Annotated in this window: 21 protein-coding genes; 8 read left to right on the top strand and 13 right to left on the bottom strand. The window is 68.9% G+C overall.

Annotation, left to right across the window (positions count from 1 at the left end; genetic code table 11):
- From EYE40_RS07925 to EYE40_RS07910, 4 genes are all read right to left on the bottom strand, one after another.
- On the bottom strand, nt 1–921 hold the full coding sequence (locus EYE40_RS07925) for a LysR family transcriptional regulator (RefSeq protein WP_130981441.1): 921 nt from the start codon (nt 919–921) through the stop codon (nt 1–3).
- Between the two features lie 293 nt (nt 922–1,214).
- Entirely contained in the window at nt 1,215–2,309 is a 1,095-nt protein-coding gene (locus tag EYE40_RS07920) for an Mrp/NBP35 family ATP-binding protein (RefSeq protein WP_240034758.1), read from the bottom strand.
- A gap of 4 nt (nt 2,310–2,313) precedes the next feature.
- Complete coding sequence (locus tag EYE40_RS15605) at nt 2,314–2,835, bottom strand: DUF1003 domain-containing protein (protein ID WP_130981439.1); 522 nt, start codon at nt 2,833–2,835, stop codon at nt 2,314–2,316.
- Complete coding sequence (locus EYE40_RS07910) at nt 2,822–4,144, bottom strand: magnesium transporter MgtE N-terminal domain-containing protein (protein WP_130981438.1); 1,323 nt, start codon at nt 4,142–4,144, stop codon at nt 2,822–2,824. Before EYE40_RS07910 ends, EYE40_RS15605 begins: the two co-directional genes overlap by 14 nt.
- A 37-nt stretch (nt 4,145–4,181) precedes the next feature.
- Between EYE40_RS07910 and EYE40_RS07905 the strand changes: the two genes are divergently transcribed.
- The gene (locus EYE40_RS07905) at nt 4,182–4,679 is read left to right on the top strand and encodes a YflT domain-containing protein (RefSeq protein WP_240034757.1); all 498 of its coding nucleotides are present in this window, start codon (nt 4,182–4,184) and stop codon (nt 4,677–4,679) included.
- On the opposite strand, the gene EYE40_RS07900 is transcribed toward EYE40_RS07905, so the two are convergent.
- The gene (locus EYE40_RS07900; RefSeq protein ID WP_130981437.1) at nt 4,669–6,195 is read right to left on the bottom strand and encodes an aminopeptidase P family protein; all 1,527 of its coding nucleotides are present in this window, start codon (nt 6,193–6,195) and stop codon (nt 4,669–4,671) included. The two genes, EYE40_RS07905 and EYE40_RS07900, sit on opposite strands and share 11 nt — an antisense overlap.
- 131 nt (nt 6,196–6,326) lie before the next feature.
- Nucleotides 6,327–6,512, bottom strand: a complete 186-nt coding sequence (locus EYE40_RS07895) for a hypothetical protein (protein ID WP_130981436.1) — start codon at nt 6,510–6,512, stop codon at nt 6,327–6,329.
- A gap of 166 nt (nt 6,513–6,678) precedes the next feature.
- Between EYE40_RS07895 and EYE40_RS07890 the strand changes: the two genes are divergently transcribed.
- Complete coding sequence (locus EYE40_RS07890; RefSeq protein ID WP_130981435.1) at nt 6,679–7,290, top strand: TetR/AcrR family transcriptional regulator; 612 nt, start codon at nt 6,679–6,681, stop codon at nt 7,288–7,290.
- Here the strand turns inward: EYE40_RS07890 and EYE40_RS07885 are convergent.
- Entirely contained in the window at nt 7,287–8,300 is a 1,014-nt protein-coding gene (locus EYE40_RS07885) for an endonuclease/exonuclease/phosphatase family protein (RefSeq protein ID WP_130981434.1), read from the bottom strand. The two genes, EYE40_RS07890 and EYE40_RS07885, sit on opposite strands and share 4 nt — an antisense overlap.
- Before the next feature lie 71 nt (nt 8,301–8,371).
- Here EYE40_RS07885 and EYE40_RS07880 point away from each other — a divergent pair, with 71 nt between their 5' ends.
- Nucleotides 8,372–9,226 carry a PHP domain-containing protein gene (locus EYE40_RS07880; RefSeq protein WP_130981433.1) on the top strand — a complete coding sequence of 285 codons (855 nt, stop codon included), beginning with the start codon at nt 8,372–8,374 and terminating at the stop codon, nt 9,224–9,226.
- Here EYE40_RS07880 and EYE40_RS07875 read toward each other — a convergent pair.
- A complete protein-coding gene (locus EYE40_RS07875) occupies nt 9,223–10,692 on the bottom strand; it encodes a DEAD/DEAH box helicase (RefSeq protein ID WP_130981432.1) in 1,470 nt (489 codons plus the stop codon). The two genes, EYE40_RS07880 and EYE40_RS07875, sit on opposite strands and share 4 nt — an antisense overlap.
- A gap of 213 nt (nt 10,693–10,905) precedes the next feature.
- Between EYE40_RS07875 and EYE40_RS07870 the strand changes: the two genes are divergently transcribed.
- On the top strand, nt 10,906–11,538 hold the full coding sequence (locus tag EYE40_RS07870; protein WP_130981431.1) for a ferritin-like fold-containing protein: 633 nt from the start codon (nt 10,906–10,908) through the stop codon (nt 11,536–11,538).
- A gap of 43 nt (nt 11,539–11,581) precedes the next feature.
- Here EYE40_RS07870 and EYE40_RS07865 read toward each other — a convergent pair whose 3' ends face one another.
- Together EYE40_RS07865 and EYE40_RS07860 are read right to left on the bottom strand one after the other, a co-directional pair.
- Nucleotides 11,582–11,881: a hypothetical protein gene (locus EYE40_RS07865; protein WP_130981430.1), complete on the bottom strand. Its 300-nt coding sequence runs from the start codon at nt 11,879–11,881 to the stop codon at nt 11,582–11,584.
- Nucleotide 11,882: 1 nt separating this feature from the next.
- Entirely contained in the window at nt 11,883–12,107 is a 225-nt protein-coding gene (locus EYE40_RS07860; protein WP_130981429.1) for a DUF3107 domain-containing protein, read from the bottom strand.
- Between the two features lie 87 nt (nt 12,108–12,194).
- Between EYE40_RS07860 and EYE40_RS07855 the strand changes: the two genes are divergently transcribed.
- Both EYE40_RS07855 and EYE40_RS07850 read left to right on the top strand, forming a co-directional pair.
- The gene (locus EYE40_RS07855) at nt 12,195–15,320 is read left to right on the top strand and encodes an ATP-dependent helicase (RefSeq protein WP_130981428.1); all 3,126 of its coding nucleotides are present in this window, start codon (nt 12,195–12,197) and stop codon (nt 15,318–15,320) included.
- Nucleotides 15,313–18,480, top strand: a complete 3,168-nt coding sequence (locus EYE40_RS07850; protein ID WP_130981427.1) for an ATP-dependent DNA helicase — start codon at nt 15,313–15,315, stop codon at nt 18,478–18,480. Before EYE40_RS07855 ends, EYE40_RS07850 begins: the two co-directional genes overlap by 8 nt.
- On the opposite strand, the gene EYE40_RS07845 is transcribed toward EYE40_RS07850, so the two are convergent.
- A complete protein-coding gene (locus EYE40_RS07845; RefSeq protein WP_130981426.1) occupies nt 18,477–19,469 on the bottom strand; it encodes a phosphotransferase in 993 nt (330 codons plus the stop codon). The genes EYE40_RS07850 and EYE40_RS07845 overlap by 4 nt on opposite strands.
- 67 nt (nt 19,470–19,536) lie before the next feature.
- Here EYE40_RS07845 and nudC point away from each other — a divergent pair, with 67 nt between their 5' ends.
- Both nudC and EYE40_RS07835 read left to right on the top strand, forming a co-directional pair.
- Nucleotides 19,537–20,463: an NAD(+) diphosphatase gene (gene nudC, locus EYE40_RS07840; protein WP_130981425.1), complete on the top strand. Its 927-nt coding sequence runs from the start codon at nt 19,537–19,539 to the stop codon at nt 20,461–20,463.
- Complete coding sequence (locus EYE40_RS07835) at nt 20,460–22,166, top strand: ATP-dependent helicase (RefSeq protein ID WP_130981424.1); 1,707 nt, start codon at nt 20,460–20,462, stop codon at nt 22,164–22,166. The genes nudC and EYE40_RS07835 overlap by 4 nt, the downstream gene beginning before the upstream one ends.
- Here EYE40_RS07835 and EYE40_RS07830 read toward each other — a convergent pair.
- Together EYE40_RS07830 and EYE40_RS07825 are read right to left on the bottom strand one after the other, a co-directional pair.
- Nucleotides 22,095–22,964: a hypothetical protein gene (locus tag EYE40_RS07830; protein ID WP_130981423.1), complete on the bottom strand. Its 870-nt coding sequence runs from the start codon at nt 22,962–22,964 to the stop codon at nt 22,095–22,097. The two genes, EYE40_RS07835 and EYE40_RS07830, sit on opposite strands and share 72 nt — an antisense overlap.
- A gap of 57 nt (nt 22,965–23,021) precedes the next feature.
- The gene (locus EYE40_RS07825) at nt 23,022–24,377 is read right to left on the bottom strand and encodes a zinc-dependent metalloprotease (RefSeq protein WP_130981422.1); all 1,356 of its coding nucleotides are present in this window, start codon (nt 24,375–24,377) and stop codon (nt 23,022–23,024) included.
- Nucleotides 24,378–24,440 lie beyond the last annotated feature (63 nt).

Here is a 24,440-nt window from a genome sequence, read left to right as displayed (position 1 = left end):
TTACTGCACGACCGTGTGCTCGGCCTCGAACCGGGCCGCCTCGACGCGCAGGGCCTCGACCACGAGCCGTACCGACGGCCGTTCGGCCCGGTCGGGGCGCATCAGCGCGCTGATCTGGCGGAACGTGCGCACGCCGGTGAGCGGTCGGGTGACGAGCCCGTTCTCGTGGTCGCGGGTCGTGTAGCGCGGCAGGATGGCGATGCCGTGCCCCGCCGCGACGACCGCCTCGACGATGCCGTTGTCACTGAAACGCTGCTCGACCCGCGCGGGGGAGCCGTTGATGACCTCGATCTGACGCAGGATCCGGTCGTAGGGGAAGCCGACCGGCACCCCGATCCAGGTCTCGTTGATCAGGTCGCCCGGCGAGAGCGACTTCTTCGCACTGAGCGGGTGCCCCTCGGGCAGGGCGATGTCGAGCGGCTCCGACATCAGCGGAACGACCGCGAGTCCGCGGATCGCCCACGAGGGCAGTCGGCCGCGCGAATCGGCGAGCACGATGTCGAAGTCCGGGGTCAGGTCGCCGAAGTCGGGCTGCTGCGGGTCGAGGTCGGTGCAGACGAGGGCGAGTCCCTCGACGCCGGCGATCGCGGTGAGCAGGCCGGGCAGGAGCATCTGGCCGCCGGTCGGGAAGGTCGCGAGGGTCACGGTGCCGCTCGGCGCCTGCTTGAAGTCGTTCCAGAGGGCGTCTGCGCGCTCAAGGGCGATGGCGACGTCCGTTGCCGTCTGGGCGAGCATCCGACCCGCACCGGTCAGAATGATTCCGCGCCCGTTCCGCTCGGTGAGGGCGATTCCAGCCTCCCGCTCGAGCACCTTGAGCTGCTGCGAGACCGCCGATGCCGTGCGGTTCGTTGCGGCCGCGACCGCCGTGATGCTGCCTCGCTCGGCCAGTTCGCGAAGCAGTTCGAGTCGGCGCACATCCATGAAGCAATGCTACACAGTTAGCTAAGAAACATGAGATTGTGCTAAAGAGTTATTGGGTGTGGAATAGGTGCATACCTAGTGGATAACCCCGAGAAAGAAACACCGCAATGACCATCGAACTCATCACCGTCGCCCTCATCGTCACCCTGACCGTCGCCACCGCGTTCGTCACCCTGCGCGACGGCTACCGTCGCATCCCGACTCGCAAGTTCTGAGTCGTCCCCCGAGAGTGCACCTGTGAAGGGTGAGAGCGAATGCTCACTCTTCACACGTGCACTTTCGTCGTTTAACGCTCAGGTCACTGAGAGGCCGAGCTTGCGGCCCGCGAGACCGCGTCCGCCGGTGGCGAGACGGGCGGCGAGGGCCGTGATCGCGAGGGCCGCGGGGTCGTCCGGGTGCGCGAGCACCACGGGCATCCCGACGTCGCCGCCCTCGCGCAGTGCGACACTGATCGGGATGGCGGCCAGCACGTCGACCGTCTCATCGGGCGTCGACAGCCGCGCGGCCGCATCCGTACCCCCGCCGGAACCGAAGAGCTCGAGCACCGACCCGTCGGGCTGAACCAGCCCCGCCATGTTCTCGACGACGCCGATCACGCGTTGGCCGGTCTGGCGCGCAACGAGGGCCGACCGCTCGGCCACGTCGGCGGCAGCGCGCTGGGGAGTCGTGACCACCAGCACCTCGGCGTGGGGGAGAAGTTGGCCGATCGTGATCGCGACGTCTCCGGTTCCGGGCGGCAGGTCGAGCAGCAGGATGTCGAGGTCTCCGAAGAACACGTCGGTGAGGAACTGCTGGATGGTGCGGTGCAGCATCGGCCCACGCCAGGAGACGGCGGTGTGGGCGTCGACGAACATCCCGATCGAGATGACCTTCACGTCGTGAGCGACCGGTGGCAGGATCATCTCGCCGACCTGGGTGGGCTTCACGCCCTCGATGCCGAGCAGGCCGGGGATCGAGAAGCCGAACACGTCGGCGTCGAGGATCCCGACGCGCAGGCCCGACGCCGCGAGAGCCACACCGAGGTTCGCGGTCATCGTCGACTTCCCGACCCCGCCCTTGCCGCTCGTGACCGCGATGATGCGGGTGAGGGTGTCCGCGCCGAACTGCATCGCCTTGGGGCGGCCGCCCCGCAGCTTCTCCGTGAGCGCATCACGCTCCGCGCGGGACATCACCCCGACATCCACCTGGGCCACGTCGATGCCGGGCACCGAGAGGATGGCCGCGCGCACGTCGCGCTCGATGGTGTCCGCGGCAGGGCAGCCGACGATCGTGAGTTTGAGCTCTACGCGCGCCGCGGCATCCCGCACCTCGACGGCGCCGACCATGTCGAGTTCGGTGATCGGGCGGCGCAGCTCCGGGTCGATGACGCGGGCAAGGGCTGCGCGCACCCGGTCACTCACGCTTGTCGTCCTCGTCGGGTTTGTCCAGCTCGGCGAGCAGGGCGCGCAGTTCGGCGCGGATGAAGTCCTTGCTGGCGAGGTCGCGCATTGCGAGCCGCAGCGAGACGACCTCGCGGGCGAGGTACTCGGTGTCGTTGAGGTTGCGTTCGGCGCGCTGGCGATCCTGCTCGATCTGCACGCGGTCGCGGTCGTCCTGACGGTTCTGGGCGAGCAGGATGAGAGGCGCGGCATAGGAGGCCTGCAACGAGAGGATCAGCGTGAGGGCCGTAAAGCCGATCGCCGCGTCGTCGAAACGGATGCCCTCGGGTGCAGCGGTGTTGTAGATCATCCAGAGGATGACGAAGACGGTCAGGCCGAACAGGAACCACGGCGTGCCCATGCCGCGGGCGATCGCCTCGGTGAAGCGCCCGAAGCGATCCTGGCTGGGGTTTCCGCCGAGGCGGAAGGACGTGCGCAGGCCCTTGGGGGAGTCGAGGCGGTCGTCGCGACGGGAGGAACGGTTAGCGCGAGCCATGCGGTGTCCTCCTCTTCACGGGAATGGTGGCGGTCGAAGTGCTCACGGGGCGTTTCTCGTCGGAATCAGAATCCGAGTCGGTACTTCGCCAGTCGTCAGGGAGCAGATAGTCGAGGACATCGTCAATGGTCACCACCCCGACCAGTCGGTTGTGCTCGTCCACCACGGGAACGGACACGAGGTTGTAGCTCGCGAGGATGCGGGAGACCTCGGCCGCGCTGGTGTTTGCCTGCACGGGTTCGAGGGTCTGATCGAGCAGGGTGCCGAGACGCTCGTTCGGCGGGTAGCGCAGCATGCGCTGGAAGTGAACCATGCCGAGGAAGCGGCCGGTCGGCGGCTCGTAGGGCGGCAGGGTGACGCAGATCGCGGCACCGAGGGCGGGGGCGAGCTCGTGGCGGCGGATCAGAGCGAGGCCCTCGGCCACCGTCGCCTCAGCCGAGACGATAATCGGCTCGGTCGTCATCAGGCCACCCGCGGTGTCGGGCGCGTACGAGAGCAGGAAGCGCACGTCCTCGGCCTCTTCGGGCTCCATGAGGTCGAGTAGCACCTCACCGCGTTCGTCGGTGAGTGCGGCGATGAGGTCGGCAGCGTCATCCGGCTGCATCTGGTCGAGAACGTCGGCGGCACGATCGTCATCCAGCTGATTGAGGATGTCGACCTGTTCGCTCTCGGGCATCTCCTCGAGAACGTCGGCGAGGCGGTCGTCGCTGAGCTCCTCGGCAACCTCGAGCATGCGTTGGCCGGGCAGATCGAGCATGGCATTCGCGAGGTCGGCCGGCAGCAGGTCCGCGTAGCTCGCGACGAGCTGGGTGGCCGACTGTGCCTCGCCCTTGACCGCTTCCTCTTCGCGGATGTCCGCCCAGCGCACAAACGCCGTCGCCCCCTTCGCGAACGGAGACGCGGTCGTCTTCGGGCGTCGGCAGAACAGCTGCGAGACCTCCCACTCGGCGAGGCCCATCTCTTCGATCGCGACATCTTCGATCGTCGCGATGCCGGAGCCGTCCTTGAGCGTGACCTTGCGGCCCAGCAGTTCGGCGATCACGCGGACCTCGCCACCGCGCTGCTCGAAGCGGCGCAGGTTGATGAGGCCGGTCGTGATGATCTGGCCCGAGCCGATGCTCGTGATGCGGCCGATCGACAGGAACACGTTGCGCTTGCCCGGAACCTCGACGATGAAGCCGATGACGCGAGGGGCATCGGTCGAGCGGAACACGACGAGAACGTCGCGCACCTTGCCGACCTTGTCGCCGTTGGGGTCGAAAACGGAGCACCCGGCGAGGCGGGCGGCAAAGACGCGTGTCGTGCTCACAGCTAAAACCCTACCGTCGCGGTGGGAGAATGAAGGCGTGAGCAACGTGAACCCGTTCGGCCGCAAGGCGCCCGTTCAGCCAAGCCTTCCGAAGGGCGACGTTCTGGGCACCTACGACACCTACCTCGAGGCCCAGAAAGTTGTCGACCGGCTCTCCAAGTCCGACCTCGAGGTCAAGCAGCTCGCCATCGTCGGCAACGACCTGAAGACCGTCGAACGCGTGACCGGCAAGCTCACCTACGGCCGTGCGGCGCTGAGCGGCGCCGCGAGCGGAGCCTGGCTGGGTCTCTTCATCGGCCTGCTGTTGTTCCTGTTCTCGCAGGCGCCCGTACTCACCCTCGTAGCCGCTGCAGCGCTGATCGGTGCGGGCTTCGGGATGCTGTTCGGCATCGTCACGTATTCGCTCAGCCGACGCCGCCGGGACTTCACCTCAACCCACCAGGTGCTCGCGAGCAACTACCAGGTGGTCATTGACCCCGCGCTCACCGCCCAGGCGCAGGAACTACTCGCCCGGCCGGAGCCGGTCAAGGAGTAGCTGAAAGCCAGGCCTCCACGTCGTCTGCCGTGCGCGGAATGCCGACCGAGAGGTTCTCCGCACCCGACGCCGTGACGAGGATGTTGTCCTCGATGCGCACGCCGATGCCGCGGTACTCCCCGGGCACGGTCAGGTCGTCGGGCTGGAAGTACAGGCCGGGCTCGATCGTGAACACCATGCCCGCCTCGAGCACACCGTCGAGGTAGAGGTCGCGGCGTGCCTGCGCGCAGTCGTGCACGTCGAGACCCAGGTGGTGGCTCGTTCCGTGCACCATGTAGCGGCGGTGGTACTGGTGCTCGGGCTGCAGCGACTCTTCGGCAGTGACCGGCAGCAATCCCCAGTCCGCTGTGCGAGCCGCGATGACCCTCATCGCCTCGGCGTGGATCTCCCTGAACCGGATGCCCGGCCGCACAATCGCGAACGCCGCGTCCGCCGCCTCGCGCACCGCTTCGTACACACGACGCTGAACCTCGGTGAACGTGCCGCTGATCGGCAGGGTTCGGGTGATGTCGGCCGTGTAGAGGCTGTCAAGCTCGATGCCCGCGTCCAGCAGGATGAGGTCGCCGGGCACAACCGGCCCGTCGTTGCGGGTCCAGTGCAGGATGCACGCGTGCGGTCCGCTCGCCGCGATCGTGTCGTAGCCGACGGTGTTGCCCTCGGCGCGAGCGCGGCGATTGAAGGTGCCCTCGACGAGGCGCTCGCCGCGCTCGTGCGCGACAATCTGCGGCAGGTCGGTGATGACGTCGTCGAAGCCCTGCTTAGTGGCGTTCACGGCGAGGCGCATCTGCTCGATCTCCCAGGCGTCCTTGACGAGACGCAGCTCGCTCAGGTCGCGGGCGAGATCGGCATCGCCGTCGTTGTCCAGCTCCTCGGTGTCCGCGGCCAGGAGCCGACGTCCGTCGACCTGGTCGGTGATCGAGGAGTCGCCGTCGCGCAGGAGGAGAGTCGTTGCATCCGTCGCTTCAAGAACGTCGGCGAACGCGTCGAGGTTCGCCGTCGCGAGGCCGAGGTCGGCGGCGACGTGTGCGAGCGAGGGACGCGCGCCGGTCCAGAACTCGCCGATCTCGGGGTTGGCGTAGAACTCGTCGGAGTCGCGGCCAGCGGCCTCGCGGAAGTACAGCGTCGCCTCGTGACCCGTGGCCGTCGGCTCGAGCACGAGCACGCTGCCGGCAACGGCGTCGGCCGCCCAGCCGGTCAGGTGCGCGAAGGCCGAATGCGGTCGGTAGGCGTAGTCGGTGTCGTTCGAGCGCACCTTCGCGCTACCTGCCGGGATGACGATGCGCAAACCTGGGTGCAGCGCGGAGATGGCGGCGCGACGTGCCGCGGCAAAGGCCGCCTGCGCGCGTGGAGCGGGAAGCGGGTCCGACCGCTCGGCCCAGCCGCCGGAGATGAAGTCCTTGAATGTGTCGGACAGCGGTGTCGTCGACCGATTGGAGGTTGCGCGGGGTGCCTCGGTCTCGGGGGCTGATTCCGGGAGGACGGCGGGGGCTGACTGATCTGCGGGGTTCGTGGCCATGCCCCATTGTCCCCCCAAGCGCGCGCGGCCACAAAGGAAGGGAACCGGCGACCGCCGCCACCCGAAAGCGGCGGTCGCCGGCCGCTAGGTGCCGCCGGCCGTTGCCGGACGCCTCACTGCGGCGCTACAGATCAACTGCGGCGGTACAGGTGCGCGGGCTGGCCCTCGGGGGAGAGGGCGGTATCCGCGTACTCGGGAATCAGGGGCGCGTGCGTGGGAACCAGACTCACGTGCGCGATGGAGGAGATGGGGGTGGGAAGCGCGTCGATGGAGGGCGTGCCTGCGTCGTCGGTGTCGGGATCTTCTGAGTACGTCATCGGGGGTCAGCCTCACTTACCCCCGAAAATCGGGGGAACAGTGTCATGCTTGCAGAGAACGTACAGTTCGGTCTAGCCCCTTTTAGGTCTCGTTTTGATCACCACGGGCCGTGGTGTCGGGAGTACCGTGAGATTACCCATCATTTTCCTGAACGCGAGGCACGGAATGTCGCTCCTCCTGCAGCCCGACGCGCCATCCGAAGACTCGGTTCCCGAGCTCCGGCTCGGCACGCGCGAGCGCATCCTCTCTGCCAGCTACGACCTGTTCGCACGCCGTGGTATACGGGATGTCGCGATCGACGAGATCATCGTCGCCTCCGATGTCGCCAAGGCCACCCTGTACCGCCACTTCGCGTCGAAGGATGAGCTTGTGCTCGCGTTCCTCCAGCGTCGCGAAGAGATCTGGACGTTCGGTGCCGTCGAGGCCGGTGCCCGCTCGCGCGCCGTCGACCCCGAGGGGCAGCTGCTCGCCATCTTCGATGTCTTCGACGAGTGGTTCCGCCGCGACGACTTCGAGGCCTGCTCCTTCATCGGTACGCTGCTCGAGATGGGTGCGGATCATCCCGCGGGCATCGCGAGCCGCGCGCACCTCGGCACGATCCACTCGATCGTCGAGGGACTCGCGGCCGAGGCCGGCATCCCGACCCCCGATGAGTTCGCGCGGTCCTTCGGTATCCTGATGAAGGGCTCGATCGTGCAGGCCTGCGAGGGTGACCTCGACGCCGCGAAGCGCGCGCAGTCGATGGCCAGGCTCCTGGTGGCGCAGTTCCGTAGCTAGCCGGCGGGCGAGAGCTGCGCGATGATCGGACGGTGGTCGCTGCCGTACGCGTCGTAGGACTCGTACACCCGCATCCCGCTGACGCGCCAGTTCGCCGTCTGCATGATGTGGTCGATCGGTGCCCCGGCAAGAGCGGGGAGGGTCGTGGGCCAGGTGCCGACAGCGGCGTTGTCGGTGAGGGCAGCGGCATCCCGGCAATCGCCGAGGACCGTGCCGTCGCCGTTGCCGAGCCCGGCGAAGTGGTCGATCGTCGAGTTGAAGTCGCCGGCCATGATGACGTTGGGGCCGTTGCACGCATCCCGAAGCCATTGCAGGTCGCTGCGCCAGTTGTCGAGTTCGCCGGGGATCGGCGCCACCGGGTGCACGGCGATGATGGTCGGACCGGTGCCGGAGACGGGTGTCGCCACGATGCTCGGCAGCACGCTGGTCGTGCGCGCGCCGGCGTCGAAGCGGTACTCGCCCAGGTCGTCGCTCACGAGCAGCGTCGTCGACCGGGCCTTCGAGACCTGGTCGTAGGCGAGCGTGTAGCTCCACATCATGCGGTTCGCGGCGGCCATGCGGCCCGCCACGTCGTCGCCGAGGGCCTTTGTCGTCTCGGGCAGCACAATGATGTCGGCCTCGGAGTCGAGGGCGAGCTTCGCGATCGCCTCGGCGCCGGGGGCATCCCCGAGGGTGTTCCAGCTGAGAACCGTGATGTCGTTGTCGGACTTGGTCTCGAGTGCGGGGTTGCCGAGACCGCGGGTCGCGACCACGGCACCGCTCAGAAGCACAAAGACGAAGAAGACGAGGGCGAGGGATGCCGCGAGCCGCCGTACCGTCGTCGAGACGAGTGCCAGCAGCCCTAGCCCGACGATGCAGCACGCGGCGACGGCAATCGCGAGCCCCCGCAGGGACACGGCCTGCGCGACTCCGGCGGTCGTCTGGAGCCCGAACAGCTGCGGCCATACGGCGACCAGGAGGCCTGCGGCGAGCACAACGAGAAGGGCGGCAGCGAGAATACGGCGGAGCATGACCCGTTGAGCCTAGACCAACGAAACCTGCGAGTCTGAGAGCCGGGCCGTGACGAAGATACGATGGCAGGATGCCCGCGCCCGTGATCGACCTGCACACCCACAGCAGCGTGTCCGACGGCACGGAGACGCCCACCCAACTGGTGCGCGCAGCGGTGGCCGCAGGGCTCGACACCGTCGCCCTCACCGATCACGATTCGACCGCGGGCTGGCACGAGGCGTTCACCGCGGCGGTCGGAACCGGGCTCACCGTCATCCCGGGCATGGAGCTCAGCACCAACTACGGGCCGGCGAGCGTGCACATGCTCGCCTACCTGTTCGACCCGGCGAACCCCGACATCATCTCGGAGACCGCGCGCATCCGCGACGGTCGCCTGCACCGGGCCGAACGCATCGTCGAGCGCATCGCGGCCGACTACGACCTGACCTGGGATGACGTTCTCGCCCAGTCGATCGACGGAGGAACCCTCGGTCGCCCGCACATCGCCGACGCACTCGTCGCCAAGGGACACGTCGCGAACCGCTCTGCGGCATTCGAGAGCATCCTGCACTGGCGCGGCGGGTACTACGAGAAGTACTACGCGCCTTCGCCGCTCGAGGGCGTGCGCATGATCGTCGCGGCGGGGGGAGTGCCGGTGCTCGCGCACCCCGCTACCCACGGCAAGTATCGGGCGATGGATGACGCGGTCATCGGGGAACTCACCGACGCCGGGCTGTTCGGCCTCGAGGTGCATCATCGTGACAACACGGAGGACGGCAAGCGCTGGCTGCTGAAGCTCGCCGCGAAGTTCGGCCTCGAGATCACAGGATCTAGCGACTACCACGGGCTCGGCAAACCGAACCGGCTGGCCGAGAACAGCACGTCTCCCGAGGTGCTCGAGAAGCTGGTCGCGGCCGGGACGGGATCCCGGCCGCACTTCGGCTAGTTGGCTGCGGGGGCGTTTCCGCCGGGAGCGCCCTGGCCGCCGCGGCGCGTGCGCGTGCGACGACGACGGGTCGGAGCTGCGCCGTCGTGGGTTCCGCCACCCTCGGCGCTCTCGCGCACCTCGCCGGCCGGAGCCGTGCGCTGGCGCGGGGGACGCGAGGCGTCGGAGGAACGTGAGCTGTCGCGGCCACCGGAGCGTCCACCGTCACGACCGCCACCGCTGCTGCGTCCGCCATCGCGGCCACCCGAGGCGGGTGCCGCCTCGCGGGCGCGTGCGGGCGGGGCGCCGGGCAGGCGACCCTTGGTGCCCTCGGGAATGTCGAGGTCGGTGAAGAGGTGCGGTGACGAGGAGTATGTCTCGGTCGGCTCCGGGATGCCCATGTCGAGTGCCTTGTTGATGTGGCCCCACTTGTGCATGTCGTCCCAGTCGACGAAGGTGACGGCGATACCGGTCTTGCCGGCGCGGCCGGTGCGGCCCGCGCGGTGCAGGTAGGTGTCGTGGTCGTCGGGGATGGTGTGGTTGATCACGTGGGTCACGTCGTTGACGTCGATGCCGCGAGCCGCGACATCCGTTGCAATGAGGATGTCCTTCTTGCCCGCCTTGAACGCGGCCATCGCCCGTTCACGCTGCTCCTGGTTCAGGTCACCGTGCACGGCTGCGGCGTTGAAACCGCGGTCGTTCAGCTCTTCGACCAGCTTGGCGGCTGCGCGCTTGGTGCGGGTGAAGACCACGGTCTTGCCGCGGCCCTCTGACTGCAGGATGCGAGCGATGACCTCATCCTTGTCGAGGTTGTGGGCGCGGTAGACGACGTGCTTGATGTTCGCCTGCGTCAGGCCCTCGTTGGGGTCCGTCGCGCGGATGTGGATCGGCTTGTTCATAAAGCGACGCGCGAGCGCCACGATCGGGCCGGGCATCGTCGCCGAGAACAGCATGGTGTGACGCTCGGGCGGGGTCTGGGCGAACAGCTTCTCGATGTCGGAGAGGAAGCCGAGGTCGAGCATCTTGTCGGCCTCGTCGAGAACCATGACCTTGATGTTCTTGAGACTCAGCAGGCGCTGGCTCGCGAGGTCGAGGAGGCGGCCGGGGGTTCCGACGATCACCTGTGCGCCGGACTTGATCTGCTCGACCTGTCCTTCGTACGCCTTGCCGCCGTAGATGGCGGCGACGATGGTGGCGCGGTTGGATGCCGCGAGGGTGAGGTCTTCTGCGACCTGCACGCACAGCTCGCGGGTCGGGACGACGACGAGCGCCTGCACGCCGGGCTCTGGGTTGGCGCCGAGCGACTGCAGCAGGGGGAGTCCGAAGCCGAGGGTCTTACCCGTTCCGGTCTTGGCCTGGCCGATGATGTCCTGGCCGGCGAGACCCATCGGAATGGTCTGGGTCTGGATGGGGAATGGTTCGATGATGCCCTTGGTAGCAAGTGCGTCAACCATGTCCTGGTCGATATTGAGTTCAGCGAAAGTCACGGTAGCCCTGTCAGATTGCGGGATGCGCCCGCTTTGTCCTGGGGCGCAAAGCCCCCGCCAGAAATGGGGGGCACCGGGCCAGTTTAGTCCTCAAACCCTCTCCGACCCAGTTAGGCTGTCGCCGTGGTGAATTGGTTTCCGTGGCGACGCACGCGACGGCGCGTCGAAGTGCCCCGGCTTCGGCCCCGCGCTGACGCGGAAGCGGCCACCAAAGTGGACCTCGCGGATCTCACCCCCGACGCCCTGACCCTGCTGGGTCGGGCGGCCTACATCCAGCTCATAATCTTCGAGAACCTGAGCACCGCCGTTGCTGCCGCGCCCTCCGCCGAGTCGAAGGACACTCTCGGCCGGGTCGCCGCAGCCGCGCTCGCCCGCCAGAATGGCCTGCGACTCGAGATCGAGCGCCACGGCGCCGAGCCGGGAGCGGCGATGCAGCCGTTTATGGCCGAGATCGACGCCTACCAGCGCGCCACCCAGGGTGCGGACTGGTTCGAGATGCTCGTCTCGTGCCACGTCACTGCCGGATTCCTCGACAACTTCTTCGCGCGTCTCGCTGCCGGCCTCCCGGCCGAGGCCGCCAACCGCTTGAAGGCCGTCTATGCGACCGATGCGGCGAGCGAGCTGCTCGCCAAGGAGATCCGTGCGGCGATCGAGGAACAGCCCCAGCTGTCGTCGAGGCTTGCGATGTGGGGCAGGCGCCTGGTCGGCGACACAATGCTGATCGCGCGGGCGAGCCTGGCGTCATCCAGCAATCTGGTCTCAGACGAGGCGCGCATCGAGCCGGTGTTCACCGAGCTCATCGCCGCGCACACGCGCCGCATGGACTCGCTCGGGCTGACCGCCTGAGCCTGCTGACCACCGAGCCTGCTGAACGCTTAGGTCCGACGAGCTAAGCCTTGCCGCCGGAGAGCTTCGTCAGGAGCGCGCGGTCGGCCGCACGGCGACGTGCCGGAATCAGCGCGCCGACGATGACGGCGACGACCGGGCCGGAGACGAGGGCCGCGACCCAGATCCAGCCACCGTCGAACTGCCAGTTGGCACCCCAGAGCAGGCCGACCCAGACGATGGTCGAGACGGCGGCGCTCAGTGAAGGAAGCAGCGCGGCGCCGAAGGTCTCACGGCCACGAACGACGTAGCGCGCGGCCAGTCCGAGCGACGCGGAGATCAGAACGACGAAGAGCAGTTCCATGTCAGGCCACGAACCCCACGCGACGGGTGCTCTCGGAGCCGACCTCGATGTAGGCGAACGAGACGACGGGCACGATGTAGAGCTTGCCCTTGTTATCGAGAAGACGGATGAACGTGTCACCCTTCTCGAGGGCAGTAGCGACTACCTGCTCGACTTCCTGGGCCGTCTGCGACGACTCGAAGTTGATCTCACGGGGGCTGTTGGCGATACCGATGCGAATGTCCACGAGGAAAGATTACGACACTGGCGGGATGTCCCGTCGCCGCGTTCACTCGGAGCGGAACTGTCACCGGCTCCCGATACGGTTGAGCGCATGGCGATCAGGGGATTCGCGCAGCCCGCGCAGCGCACCGCGGCCGCCGTCGACCTCGATGAATCGCAGCGCGCCGTAGTCGACCTGCCCGACGACGCGAGTGCGGCAGTCATCGGCGCCCCAGGCTCGGGCAAGACCACAACCCTCGTCGAGACGCTCGCCGACCGGGTGCTCGGGCGCGGCTGGCAGCCCTCCGAGGTCGTCGCACTCACCACAAGCCGGGCCAGCGCGACCCGCCTGCGCGACACGCTCGCCCTGCGCCTTGGCGTGCCCACGAACGGCCCCCTCGCCCGCACCGTCAACTCGCTCGCCTTCGAGATCGTGACCGAGGCAGCGCGCAACGCCGGCGTCCCCGCCCCGCGACTCGTCACCGGCGGTGACCAGGACGCCGACATCGGGCAACTCCTCGACGGGCACATGGAGGAGGGCACCGGCCCCGCCTGGCCCGAACTGCTCGGTCCCGATGTGCGGCGGCTCCGCGGTTTCCGCTCCGAGTTGCGGGAACTCATGGCCCGGGCCACGGAATACAACGTGAGCCCCGAGCGGCTGCGCTTCCTGGGCGGGGCGACGGGGCATCCCGAGTGGGTCGCCGCAGCAGACTTCCTCGACGACTACCTGGCCGTCATCACGGCCTCGCGTCCCGACCAGCTCGATTCGTCCGAGCTCGTGCAGTACGCGATCGCCGCGCTCGACCCGCGCACCGGCCACGTCGGCGAGCGGGTTGCGGGACTCAGGCTGATCGTCGTCGACGACTTCCAGGAGGCCACCGAGTCGACCATCGCGCTGCTGCGTGCGTTCGCCGCCCGAGGGGTGCGGGTGATCGCCTTCGGTGATCCGGATGTCGCGTCCAACGCCTTCCGCGGCGGCGAGCCCGACGCGCTCGGCCGGCTGTCGAGCGTGCTCGGCACCCCGACGGCGCAACTGTTCCTCTCCAGCTCACACCGCCAGACGCCCGCCCTGCGCGCGTTCACCACGCGCGTCACCGACCGCATCGGCACCGCGGCGGCCGGTCCGCAGCGGGGTGCCCGCGCGGCACGCGAGCCCGGAGACGTGCCCGCCGTTGTGGCAGTGGAGGCACCAACGCCCGGCCGAACCTGGGCCTCGGTCGCGCGCCTGCTGCGCGAACACCACCTGCAGCGCGGAGTGCCATGGAGCCGCATGGCCGTGGTGCTGCGCTCGGGCGCGCAGGTGCCCGAGGCCGCCCGCACCCTCGCACTCGCCGAGGTGCCCTCCCGCACCGCCGTCGGAGGCAAGGCACTACGCGACGACCACGCCTCGCGAGCCCTGCTGCTGGTCGTGGACGTCGGCATCGGCCGCACTCCGCTCGACCCCGAGCTCGCCGTCGAGATCCTGCTCGGCCCATTCGGCGGGCTCGACCGGTTGGGCCTGCGCCGCCTGCGTCTCGCCCTTCGCGCCGAGGAGCTCGCGGGCGAGGGCAACCGCTCGAGCGACCTGCTGCTCGTCGAGGCACTCGCCGCGCCGGGCCGCTTCGCGACGATCGACCACCGTATCGGCCGCAGCGCCGAACGGGTCGCCACCATGCTCGCAGCCGTGCGCGAGGCTGCCGCGACCGGAGCCACGATAGAAGAACTGCTCTGGCTCATCTGGGAGCGCAGTCGCCTCGCGAAGACCTGGTTCGAGCAGGCGCTCGGCACCGGCATCGTCGCGGCGGAGGCCAACCGCCACCTCGATGGGGTGGTCGCCCTGTTCACCGCAGCGAAGCGCTTCGTCGAGCGCGAGCCGGGCCGCCCCGCGAGTGACTTCCTGGTGAACGTGCTCGACGCGGCGGTGCCCGAAGACACGCTGTCGCCGCAGTCGGCCGCCGACTCCGTGTTCGTCTCCACCCCGCAGGGCGTCGTCGGGCTCGAGTACGACGTGGTCGTCGTCGCCGGAGTGCAGGAGGGCGCGTGGCCCAACTTGCGACTGCGCGGCTCGCTGCTGGGCCCGCAGGAGCTCGTGCAGGTCGTCACCGGCGTCGAGAGCGGCGTCATCAACGCGCGCAAACAGGTGCTCGGGGATGAGTTGCGCATGTTCGCGCTCGCCGTATCCCGAGCCAGCACGCAGGTCATCGTCGCGGCCGTCGCCAACGAAGACGAGGCGCGCAGCGTGTTCTTCAGCCTGCTTCCGCCCGACGCCACCGTGGCCGATGTGGCCGGATCCGCACCACTCTCACTGCGCGGGGTCACGGGACGGCTGCGCCGCCAGCTCGTGTCCGGGCGCTCATCGGAGCGGGAACGAGCCGCCGCGGCATCCGGTCTCGCACGTCTTGCCGAGCAGCAGGTGCCCGGCGCAAGCCCCGACGACTGGCACGGGCTGCTCGAGCTCTCGACGCCTGACCCGTTATTCGGTGACGACGAGCCGGTGCCGGTGTCGCCCTCGGCGCTCAGCCGCTTCGAGGACAGCGCGCTCGACTGGTTCGTCGACTCGATCGCGGGCTCCGAGCCGAGCACACCGATGGCGCTCGGCACGATCGTGCACTGGGCGATGGAGAACGCGACCGAGCCGACCGTCGAGGCGCTCTGGGGCGCGATCGAGGGGCGCTGGAACGAGCTCAGTTTCGAGGCGCCGTGGATGTCGGAGCACCAGAAGCGCGCGACCCGCATCCTCGCCGGGGGAGTCGCCGAGTACCTCGCCGACTTCGCCCGCGACGGCAAGCAGCTCGTCGCGGCCGAAGGCCGCTTCACCCTCGACATCGGTCGCGCGAAAGTCAACGGGTCGATCGACCGGGTCGAGCGGGACGCCGACGGCCGCGTGGTCATCGTGGACCTCAAGACGGGCCGCCCCGAGACGCGACAGGCCGAGATCGACGCGCATCCGCAACTCGGTGCCTACCAGCTCGCCTATGCAGAAGGGGTTCTGGATGAGTTCCTCGCCGCTCACGGTGAGCACCGCAGCGGCGGCGCCAAGCTGCTCTTCGTGAAGAGCGGCATCAAGTCGAAGCTGTACCGGGAGGCGGTGCAGGCGTCCCTCGACGAAGAGGCCCTCGAGGAATTCCGGCAGCGCATCCGCGAGGCCGCGCAGAACATGGCGCAGGCCAGCTTCCTCGGCCTGCTCGAGCTGGAGGGCTGGGGAGCCAACAACCCCAGTCGCGCGCTGCGTCGGGTGAGGGCGGTGTCCAGTGACTGAATCGATCAGCGCCTACGACATCGCCGACGCCCTCGGCCTCCCGCGACCCACCGACCAGCAGCGCGCCGTTATCGAAGCGCCGCTCGAGCCTGCACTGGTGGTGGCCGGCGCCGGCAGCGGAAAGACCGAGACAATGGCGAACCGCGTGCTCTGGCTGCTCGCCAACGGGCACGTCACAGCCGGCCAGGTGCTCGGCCTCACCTTCACGCGCAAGGCGGCCGGTGAGCTCGCGCAGCGCATCCGGGAGCGCATCGCCCAGCTCGCCGAAGTGGGCCTCGTCGCGGGTGAGTACGACGAGTTCGACCCGCCCACCGTGTCGACCTACAACTCCTTCGCCAACACGATCTACCGCGACAACGCCGCGCTGCTCGGCCGGGAGAGCGACGGCGCGGTGCTCGGTGAGGCCTCCGCCTGGCAGCTCGCTCGCTCGATCGTGGTGCGTAGCGGTGACGAGCGACTGCCAGACCTCGAGAAGAACGCGGACATCGTCACCAAGGCCGTGCTCTCGCTGAGCCACGCGCTCAGCGAGAACGTCGTCGACCCGGCGGCGGTTCGGGCGATGGCCCTCGAGTTCGCCGCGCTCGCCGACCTGCCGTCGGGCGGAACCGGCGCCTATGCCGAGGCGGTGAGCCTCGCTCATTCCGTCGGCGCCCTGCCCGTGCTCGTCGATCTCGCCGAGGAGTTCGCCCGGGCCAAGAAAGCCCGCGGCTTCGTCGAGTACTCCGACCAGGTCGCCCTCGCCCTCGAGATCGTGCGCACCGTGCCGAGCGTGATCACCGACTTCCGCGATCACTACCGGGTGGTGCTGCTCGACGAGTACCAGGACACGAGTGTTGTGCAGACCTGGCTGCTCTCCGAACTCTTCGGCGGGCATCCCGTTATGGCGGTCGGCGACCCGAACCAGTCGATCTACGGCTGGCGCGGGGCGAGCGCCGCGAACCTCGAGGAGTTCGCGACCCAGTTCGGCGGGGGGAAGGTGCACGACTTCGCGCTAACCACGAGCTGGCGCAACGGCAGGCGCATCCTCGACATCGCAAATGCGCTCGTGGAGCCGCTTGTGCCCGAGACCCGCGTCGCGGTCGAGAAGCTCGAGCCCGCGCCGTTCGCCACCGACGAGCCCGTCGACATCTCGGTGACCGAGACCCTGCTCGAGGAGGCGGCCACCACAGCAGTCTGGCTCAAGCAGCGCCTCGTGCCGAACGAGAAAGGCGAGCTGCCGAGTGCGGCGATGCTGTTCCGCACCCGCTCGACCCAGCGATTCTTCATCGAGGCGCTGCGCACGCACGACGTGCCGTTCCACGTGCTCGGCATCGGCGGGCTCATGGCCGAGCCCGAGATCGCCGACCTGGTCAGTGCCCTCGCCGTGATCAACGACCCGACGGCCGGCACCGAGCTGATCCGCCTACTGGCCGGCTCGCGCTGGCGCCTCGGCGTGCGCGACCTCAAGGTGCTGCGGGGCGTCTCGTCGTGGCTGAACGCGCGGGATTACGCCCACCAGCCGCTCGATGAAGAGGTGCGTGCCCGCATGCGCTCCTCCGTCGCGGAGGGCGAGAGTGGGTCGATCGTCGACGCGCTCGACTTCATCCGCACCGCCCGCGAGGGGCACGTGGTGCTCGAGACGTTCAGCGAGGTCGGCCTCGCTCGGCTGCGCGAGGCCGGTGAATTCTTCGCCCGGCTGCGTGCTCGGTCGGGCCTGGAACTGCTCGACTTCGTGACCCTCGTCGAGCAGGAGCTGATGCTCGACATCGAGGTCGCGGCCAATGAGTTCCGCCCGCTCGGCGGTGCCAACATGGAGGCCTTCTACGACGCGTTGAGCGGTTACCTCGCGGTCGACGAGTCAACGAGCCTGCGTGGATTCCTCGCCTGGCTGGCCGAGGCGGAGTGGCGTGACGGCCTCTCGCCGCGCCCCGAGAAGGCCGAGCCCGGCACGGTGCAGCTGCTCACCGTGCACGGGTCGAAGGGCCTCGAGTGGGACCACGTCGTTGTGCCGAGGATGACGGAGAGCGAACTCCCCGGTCGCCCTCGCGAGGGGTTCACCGGCTGGCTGTCGTTCGGCTCGCTGCCCTACGAATTCCGCGGCGACGCGGCGGAGTTGCCCGTATTCGAGTGGAGGCATGCAGTCGACCGCAAGGCGCTGCTGGCCGCGAAGGGCGAGTTCACCGCGTCCGTGCGCCACCGCCACGAGCTCGAAGAGAGACGGCTCGCCTACGTCGCCGTCACCCGCGCGCGCCACGGACTGCTGCTCACCAGCTCGTTCTGGGCGGGGCAGAACAACCAGCGCCCGCCGAGTCCGTTCCTGCGCGAGCTCGCCGAGGCCGGCGTGATCGCCGAGCTGCCCCTTGCGAGCGAGTCGGAGGAGAGCACGTTCGACCGCGAGACCAACGAGCTCTCCTGGCCGCTCGACCCGCTGGGGGAGCGTCGCGCAGCCGTGGAGCACGGGGCTGTACTCGTGCGTTCCGCGACTCCGGGACGCGCGGGGGCGTGGGACGCCGACCTCGACCTGCTGCTCGAGGAGCGCCGCCGCCGACTCGAGGCAAGCGAGCTCGTTGATATTCCGACGCGAGTGCCGGCATCCCGTTTCAAGGATTTTGTGACCGACCCGGTGGCGGTCGCCTCGGATCTGCGCCGGCCCATGCCGCAGCGGCCGTATCGCGCGACGCGGCTCGGCACGCTGTTCCACAGCTGGGTGGAGGAGCGGTTCGGGCTCAGCGGCTCGACCGAGGTCATCGACTCGCTGGTCAGCGAACTCGACGAGCAGGATGCCCCGCTCGAGCAGCAGCAGCTCGAAGCCCTGCAGGACACCTTCTCGCGCTCGCCCTGGGCGGCGCGGCGGCCGATCGAGGTCGAGCGGGAGATCCACCTGCCGTTCGCCGGTCGCATCGTTATCTGCAAGATCGACGCCGTCTATGCCCTACAGCACGACCGCTTCCAGGTCGTCGACTGGAAGACCGGCAAGGCACCGCGCGATGCCGCCGACCTCGAGGAGAAGCAGCTGCAGCTCGCGCTGTACCGGCTCGCCTATGCGAACTGGACCGGCATCTCACCCGACCGCATCGACGCGGTGTTCTACTACGTCTCCGAGGACCGGATCATCACGCCGGAGCGCCTCTTCGACGAGGCCGAGCTGCTCGAACTCTGGAATGAGAAGCTGGGCAGCTAGACCGAACGCTCGTTGCGATCGAGGAACGCCTCGACCTCGTCGACCGCCATCGTCGGCATGGTCTGCGCGCCGATCGGGTGCATCACATCGTTCTGCACGTCGTCGACGAGGCTCGCGAGCATCTCGACCGCGTCATCCACGATCTCCGTGTTGCGGGTATCGGTGCCGTGCAGCAGCCACTTGGCGACCTCGAGCTCCGAGTACAGCGTCGCGCGCTGGCGGATCTGCCGGTCGGCGCTGCCACGGTGCTTCGTGTACGCGTCGAATGCGGCGTCCACGACGACGGGGTAGGGGGAGGCCAGCAACCAGGCCACGTCGCGCGCGGGGTCGGCGACCCGCAGTTCCTGCCAGTTGAGGATGCCCGTCACCTCATCGTGCGCGGTGAGCACCGAATCCGCGCTCAGGGTGTTGTTCACCACGGTGGGCTGGAACTGCCACAACTTCGAGTCCTCCATCGCGGATTCCCAGCGGGCGAGCAGCGCCGCGGGAACAAGGCTCGTCGCTGCCGCGCGGTCCATCACGCTCACGGCCGCGCGCAGTGCCTCGTTCGCGCCGAAGATCGGCAGTCCGGCATCAGCGACGAAACTGGTCGGCAGGTTGTGGATCGCGGCGATCGCGGTCCCGAGCGACGCGGCGAGAGCGGGCTCGACATCGCCGAGTCCGACCTTGGACCCGTAGACGAACTCGTAGACGACGGCACGCGTGCCGGAGACGGGGGTCTGCCCGACGAAACTGGAGACGGCGAACGGCAAGCGGGTGCGCACACCGGCGCTGATCGCCTGCAGGGCGACGAGGTCGGCGGACTGTGCAGCCTCCGCTGCCTCGCTGCGCGGCACCCGGATGATCCAGTGCTTGCCGTCGCGGCCGGTGAGCAGGGCCGAGTCGAATTCGTTGTCGTGTCGCGAGCCGAACTCGGACGCGGAGACGAGGTCGAGGTCGGCGACGGCCGAGGTCGCGAGCGCGGCTAGAGTGAGATGGGATCGAGCCATACGAACAGGGTAGGTCGACTCCGCGCCAGCAGGCTCTTACGCCACGCACTTCTCGAACGGTCGGCCAATGTCACAGTCATTCCTCGCGCGCCTCCCGCTGTCGCGCTACGAGCTCGATCGCGACTACCTCGCCCGCGAACGCCCCGCCCTGTTCGACGAACTGCGCGCCGATCCGACCGCGCGGGTGCTCCCCATCTTCCAGGGCGAAGCGCTGCTCGCGACCCCGACCTCCTTGGCGCTTGTGCCGTTCGACGCCATCCCGAAGCCGGCCATGCTCGTCTATCTGGGCCGCTCGCTCTCAACGACGAGCCCCGAGCCGGTCGGCACACCGATCGTCGCCGCACTCCTCGAGGATGCCGGACACCTGGCCGAGTCGGACTGGGGCAATCTGCGCCGCATCGGCGACAAGCTCAGCGATCGAGACACCGGTCTGTTCGCAGAGGCGCTCGGCATTCTCAACTGGCACGATTCGCACGGCTTCTCGCCGCGCACCGGTGTCGCGACAACACCGGAGAAGGCCGGCTGGGTGCGGGTCGACCCGACCACCGGCAGCGAGGTCTTTCCGCGCACCGACGCCGCGATCATCGTCGGCGTGACCGACTCGAACGACCGCATCCTGCTCGGCTCCAACGCGCTCTGGGAGAACAACCGCTACTCGCTGCTCGCCGGTTTCGTCGAACCGGGGGAGTCGCTCGAGACGGCGGTCGCCCGCGAGATCTTCGAGGAGTCGGGCATCCGCGTGATCGACCCCGTCTACCTCGGCAGCCAGCCCTGGCCGTTCCCCGCCTCGCTCATGCTCGGTTTCACCGCCCGCGTCGACCCGGACGTGGAGAGCATCCTCACGCCCGATGGCAACGAGATCCTCGACCTGCGCTGGTTCAGCCGTGACGAGCTGCGCAACGCACTCGGCGAGATCCTGCTTCCCGGCCCCACGTCTATCGCCCGCGCCATCATCGAGGAATGGTACGGCGGCTCCCTGCAGGACAAGGAATGACCGACGCCGAGTCCCTGCTCGCCGACCTCGACGACCAGCAGCGCCAGGCCGCCGAGACCCTTCTCGGCCCGGTCTGCCTGCTCGCCGGCGCCGGAACCGGCAAGACCCGCGCTATCACCCACCGCATCGCGTACGGGGTGGCGACCGGTGTCTACCCGCCCGGACGGGTCATGGCCCTCACCTTCACGAGCCGCGCGGCCGGCGAACTGCGCAACAGGCTGCGCCACCTGGGCGCCTCCGGGGTCGCGGCACGCACCTTCCACGCGAGCGCGCTGTCGCAGCTGAACTTCTTCTGGCCGCAGGTCGTGGGCGGCGCGATGCCGCGTCTTATCGACAGCAAGGCGCGGCTGCTCGCCCATGCCGCGGACAGCATCCGGTTGAAACTGGATACGCCGACCCTGCGCGACACGGCCTCGGAGATCGAGTGGCGCAAGGTGTCCCGGTTGAGCATCGACCAGTATGCGAAGGCTGCCGAGAAGCGCACCCTGCCCCAGGCGCTCACCGTGGAGAAGGCCGTTGCCCTGCAGCAGGCCTATGAAGACGTCAAGGACGAGCGCCGGCAGCTCGACTTCGAAGACGTTTTGCTGGCCACGGCTGGCATGATCGAGTCCGAGCCGCGGGTCGCCCAGCAGGTGCGCGAGCAGTACCGGTTCTTTGTCGTGGACGAGTATCAGGACGTCTCGCCCCTGCAGCACGACCTGCTCGGCCTCTGGCTCGGCACCCGCAACGACCTGTGCGTGGTCGGCGATGCGAGCCAGACCATCTACTCCTTCGCGGGTGCGACGCCCGACTATCTGCTCGGCTTCCCGTCCGCCCACCAGGACGCCGTAGTGGTGCGCCTTGAGCAGAACTACCGCTCGACGCCGGCGATCATCGACTCGGCCAACCGGCTGATGAAGGGGCGCCCGGGCGCGCTCACGCTGCACCCGCCGCAGCGCGACGAGGCGGAGCCGCTTCCGCCCTCCGCGACCCGGCCGCCCACGATCACCGCCTTCGAGAACGACAGCCGCGAGGCGCGCGCCGTCGCCCAGGCGATCGCCGCCGACATCGAGGCCGGCACCAGACCTGAGGACATCGCGATCCTGTACCGCATCAACGTGCAGGCCGCCGCTCTCGAAGCTGCTCTGGATGACGCCGGGGTCAGTTACCTGTTGCGCGGAGGCACCCGCTTCTTCGAGCTGCGCGAGATCAAGGAGGCCCTCATGATGCTCAAGGGCGCCTCGGTCTCCGTCGTCGGTGAGCCCCTGTTCAAGACGGTGAGCGACGTGCTGCGTGTGCTCGGCTGGACGCAGGATGCCCCCGAAACCCGCGGCGCCCTCCGCGACCGCTGGGACTCGCTCAACGCGCTCATGGGGCTCGCCGAGGCGGCCCCCGAGGGCACAACACTGCGCGAGTTCGTCGCCGAGCTGCAGGAACGCCAGAGCGGCCAGCACGAACCGCAGCGCTCCGCTGTCACGCTCGCGACGCTGCACTCCGCGAAGGGCCTCGAGTGGGAGAACGTCTACCTCGTCGGGCTCTCCGAGGGGCTCGTGCCGATCAGCTACGCGGGCAGCTCCGCGGCCGTCGAGGAGGAGCGCCGACTGCTCTACGTCGGCGTCACCCGCGCCCGCGCAAAGCTCGCCCTGTCGTGGTCAGAGTCGGGCGGCGGCGCGGGCCAGCGCACCGGTCGGCGCCAGCGCTCCCGCTTCCTGAACGATCTGTAGGTCGGCACACTCGCACTCGGGGTGACGCTGGCGGATCGAACGTCGCACAGCCCCCGTCGCCGGGTCGAGTTCGAGCTGCGTGTGCACCGGCTCGACGGCGTCCGGCCGCCGAAGCCGCGCCGCCGCGATGCGGGTCACGATCGCCGCGACCTCGCCCGCGACCAGGGGAGTGTCGAGCGCGCTGCGCCTGCCCCACAGCTGCGCGGCGATCGCCGGCCAGGCTGCATCCGCGTCGGTTCGGGTGCGCAGCAGGCAGTACAGGCAGGGGCCGGAACCCGGCTCGACGGTGGGCCCGATCTCGACCGTCGTGTCCGACAGCACCACCGGCAGGTGCGGGATGTCCCGCCGCAACCATAGCCCGTGCAGCGACGGTTCCACCACGAAGCAACTCACGAGCACAACGAGCGCGTAGCGGATGCGCGTCTCCGGTGTCCGGGCGGATGACTCCACAACGCGAGCGCCGGTTGCCGCGATCCCTGCGGCGATGCGCGCCGCCGTGTGCCCCCGCCCGACGACGAGCACGTCGGGGCGCCCCCGCGGCAGGGTCGGGGTGCGCAGCGCCGGACGCACGCGCTGCAGGAACGCGGCTACCTCGGCCTCGCTCGCTCGCGCCGAGGTTCCGATCATCATGAGCCCCGAGCTGCTGACGCCGCCCACGAGCGCGTCGAGCATCCGCTCGGTCGCGAGGTCGACGTTCTCGAACACGGCTCGTGGCGTACTCACGCCGAGCTGCAGGCTCGACGGCGTGCGCCAGACGAGCGGATAGCGGGAGTCGAGGGCGAGCACCATGGCGAACACGATGCCACCGCGCGGGTAGAGCCCGCGCTAACGATCCACAGCTGCGCTATTCAGAAGCTACGGGGTGTCCTCATGCGGGCGATCGCCGGTCTCGTCGTTCAGCAGGTCTTCGAGGGCGCGGTCGACGTCATCCAGAGGCGCTTCGCCTGCGGTGATTCGGGCGATCAGCGCGCTGGGGTCGGTGATGTCGTCAGCGGTAGGAACCAGGTCGGGGTGGAACCAAAGCGCGTCGCGCTTCTGGGCACCGACGGCGTCGGTGACCTGGCGCCACATGGCCGCGGCTTCGCGCAGGCGACGCGGACGCAGGTCGAGCCCGACGAGGGTCGCGAACGCGGATTCCGCCGGGCCTCCCGCTGCGCGACGACGGCGCACCGTCTCAGCGATTGCGGCGCTGCGGGGGAGGCGTTGGGTAGCCTCCGCGGTGATCACGTCTACCCAGCCGTCGATGAGCGCGAGCATGGTCTCGAGCCGGCCGAGGGCGGCGAGCTGCTCTTCAGTTTTCGGGGGAATCAGCGCGCCGCTCGCCATGGCCTCGCGCAGCTCCTCCGGGTTCGCGGGGTCAAACCGCTCCGCGATCTGCTCGAGGGCTTCAGCGTTGATTCGACTGCCTCGTGCGGAATCGGTGATCGAGGTCAGCAGCTGAAGCCGCAGCCACTTCGCGTGCCGGAACAGCCGCGCGTGGGCGAGCTCGCGCACCGCGAGATAGAGCTGCACCTGGTCGAGGGGAACATCGAGGCCGGCGGCGAAACCGACCACGTTCTGGGGGATGAGCGCAGCCTGCTGGTCGGCCTCGCCGAGTGGGCCGAGCAGGGGGATGCCGATGTCCCCGCCGGAGACGACCTCGCTCGCGAGCTGGCCGACAACCTGTCCGAGCTGCATCGCGAAGAGCGTGCCGCCGACGTTGCGCACCATGTTGCTGGCTCCGGCGATCATCTCGCTCATCTCCTCGGGCGCCTGCTCCTTGATGGTGTCGGAGAGCGCGTTCGCGATGCTCGTGGCGACCGGCTCAGCAAGCTGCTGCCAGAACGGCATGGTCGCGGCGACCCATTCGCTGCGGCTCATGAGCCGCGGTTCGACGGTGAGCTCGGAGATGTCCGTGGTCTCGGCGAGCCAGAGAGAGGCGACGTGTAGCGCCTGCTCCAGTTGTGAGCGCTCGGCCGGCAGCGAGACGACGCTCGACCGGGCGGCGAGGCTCGACGCCTGTTCGAGCGCGAGACCCCAGTTGGGGCCATCCGTGCTCGATGACAGCGCGTTCTGCAGCTGGCTGATGAGCTGCCGCACGAGCTCCGGATCGTCGGGCAGGCCGGCAGCGCTCGCGAGCTGGCTCGGGTCGAATTCTGCATTGCCCGAGAGGAACTCGCGCATCATGTCGCGGAACTCATTCTCGGGGTCGTCGCGGGGGTCATCAGGCATAAATCCACGCTAGCCGCTGGCAGGGCTTCCTCACCGGGAATTCACCTATGCTGGGGTTTCTGC

The organism is Glaciihabitans arcticus, from assembly GCF_004310685.1.
Lineage (GTDB): Bacteria > Actinomycetota > Actinomycetes > Actinomycetales > Microbacteriaceae > Conyzicola > Conyzicola arctica.
The sequence above is the reverse complement of the archived record's forward strand: the minus strand, read 5'-3'. Positions and strand labels throughout refer to the sequence as shown.